This is a genomic window from Streptomyces albospinus (assembly GCF_014648695.1).
Taxonomy (GTDB): Bacteria; Actinomycetota; Actinomycetes; order Streptomycetales; family Streptomycetaceae; genus Streptomyces; species Streptomyces albospinus.
The window spans coordinates 45,340-47,456 of sequence record NZ_BMRP01000027.1; the positions used below are offsets into that span (position 1 = coordinate 45,340).

2 protein-coding genes are annotated in these 2,117 nt (G+C 75.8%); one reads left to right on the top strand and one right to left on the bottom strand.

All coding sequences use genetic code 11. The features are described 5' to 3' along the window. Positions 1-152: 152 nt before the first annotated feature. Positions 153-1,361, bottom strand: a complete 1,209-nt coding sequence (locus IEZ17_RS28970) for a serine hydrolase domain-containing protein (RefSeq protein WP_189305251.1) — start codon at positions 1,359-1,361, stop codon at positions 153-155. A 249-nt stretch (positions 1,362-1,610) separates the two neighbouring features. Between IEZ17_RS28970 and IEZ17_RS44270 the strand changes: the two genes are divergently transcribed. After that, entirely contained in the window at positions 1,611-1,970 is a 360-nt protein-coding gene (locus IEZ17_RS44270) for a hypothetical protein (RefSeq protein ID WP_189305253.1), read from the top strand. The last annotated feature ends 147 nt before the right edge of the window (positions 1,971-2,117 follow it).

Genomic DNA, 2,117 nt, shown 5'->3' on the forward strand with positions numbered 1-2,117 from the left:
GGCAACCCGCCCCGGAGCCCCCGGACCCGCCACCACCGACAACCCGGGGCCCCGCCCCACACACCCCACCCACCCGCCGAAGGCGGGAAAGACGGCACCCGCACGGCGGGAAAGCCGACAACGTGGGAAGCCCAGCCAAGCGCAGCGGAACGTCAGCCGACAACGCGCGAGACGGCCCGCACGAGCGCCTGTGCGCGTGGGTCGGCGGTCACGTTCGGCTGCATGCCGTTGGTGACGTAGCCGAAGGCGATCCCGTTCTCCGGGTCGGCGAAGGCCAGTGCGCCGCCGCGTCCGGGGTGGCCGAAGGAGCCGGGGCCGAGCAGCGGGGAGGCCGGGCCGTGCAGCATGAAGCCCAGCCCGAAGCGGGTGTTGACCAGCAGGGTGCGGTCGGGGCCGGCGGACTCCTCGGTGCGGGCGAGGGTCAGCGTCGCGGGGGCGAAGAGGCGCGGGTGGCCGTCGACGGGGCCGATGAGCGCGGCGTAGGCGCGGGCCAGCGCGGGGGCGGTGGCGATACCGGCGGAGGCGGGGAGTTCGGCGGCCCGGTAGGCGGGGGCGTTCTCGTCGGGGGCCGGGGAGATCGCGCCGAAGGCGCGGCTGGTGAGGGAGGCGGGGTCGGCGTACGCGTCGGCGACCGACTGCTTGGGCCGGACCCGGAGTCCGGCCGCCGCGGGGCGGGCCGGCGGTTCGACGGGGGCGAACCGGCCGACCCGCTCCTGGGCCGCCGCGGGCAGCCCGATCCACAGGTCGAGGCCGAGCGGCCCGGATATCTCCTCGGCGACCCATGCGCCGAGGGTGCGCCCGGTGACCCGGAGCACCAGTTCGCCGATGAGCCAGCTGTAGGTCTGGGCGTGGTAGCCGTGGTCGGTGCCGGGCGTCCAGGCGGGGGCCTGGGCGGCGACCGCGGCCGGGCCGCTGGTGCCGTCGACGGCCTGGGCGGGGGTGAGCGGGGTGTCCAGGACCGGCAGCCCGGCCCGGTGCGAGAGGAGGTGCCGGACCAGGACGCGGTCCTTGCCGGCGGCCTTGAACTCGGGCCAGTACGTGCCGACCGGCGCGTCCAGGTCAAGCTGTCCGCGCTGGTGGAGCAGGAGCGGGACGGTGGCGGCGATGCCCTTGGTGGCGGACCGGATGATCTGGGCGGTGCCGGGCTCCCAGGGGGCGGCCGTGGGGTCGCCGGGCTCGGCGTCGCCGTCCTTCGTACCGGCCCGGAGGTCCACGACCTTGCGGCCGTCGCGGTAGACGGCGACCGCCGCTCCCCGCTCGCCGTGCCGGTCGAAGTTGGCTGCGAAGGCGTCCCGGACCGGCTCGAAGCCGTCCTCGACCGTGCCCTGGACGTCCACCACTGATTCCCGCTTCCCACTCATCCGTTGCTTCGACGACCCATCAATGGTGCAACGCCGGAATCCATGCTCATGACCAGGGGGTTGACCAGAGCCCGGGGCCGTGGCGTTCGTCACATCCGGGTGCCGGCGCGGGCCGCCGGCACGGCGCGGAGCCGGCCGCCGCATCGCCATTGACTCCTGCGGACGCCTCCCGCACCCTCCGGCCATGACCGCCCAGGAAGCACCTCAGGCCCCCTTCGCCCTGTGTGCCGGTGAGAGCTGGCGCGCCCCGTGGGACATGTACGCGACCCTGCGCGACGACCACCCCCTGACCACGTCGCGGACGGCGACTACTGGGTCCTGTCCCGTTACGCGGACGTCCTCGCCGCCGCCCGGGACACCGGCCGCTACCTACGGCCCCACCGCCGACCGCCTGGACATCACCCGCGCCGGCCCCCAGCACCTCGCCTTCACACACGGCCCGCACCACTGCCTGGGCGCCGCCGCCGCCCGCCTGGTGCCCGTACGGCGCTGGAGGAACTGCTGGCGCGCTTCCCGGACTTCGCGGTGGACGCGGCCGGCGGCACGTTCGCGGGCGGCCATTACGTGCGGCGGTACGCGTCGCTGCCGTTCGCGTCGGGCCGCGGCTGACGGCCGCCGGCCAGTGGGCGGCGCCCCCGTCAGCCGCTGTCGGGGGACCGGTCCGTACGTTCATGCCAAGTTGCCGCCCGCCTCCGGCGCCGAAACCATGGGGGCGTGACCGATGCACCCGCGGCCACCGGGCCGTCCCCGCAGCCG

Bases quoted from the DNA above. Each gene is read 5' to 3' on its own strand.
- IEZ17_RS28970 (WP_189305251.1), bottom strand. From the start codon at position 1,361: ATGAGTGGGAAGCGGGAATCAGTGGTGGACGTCCAGGGCACGGTCGAG.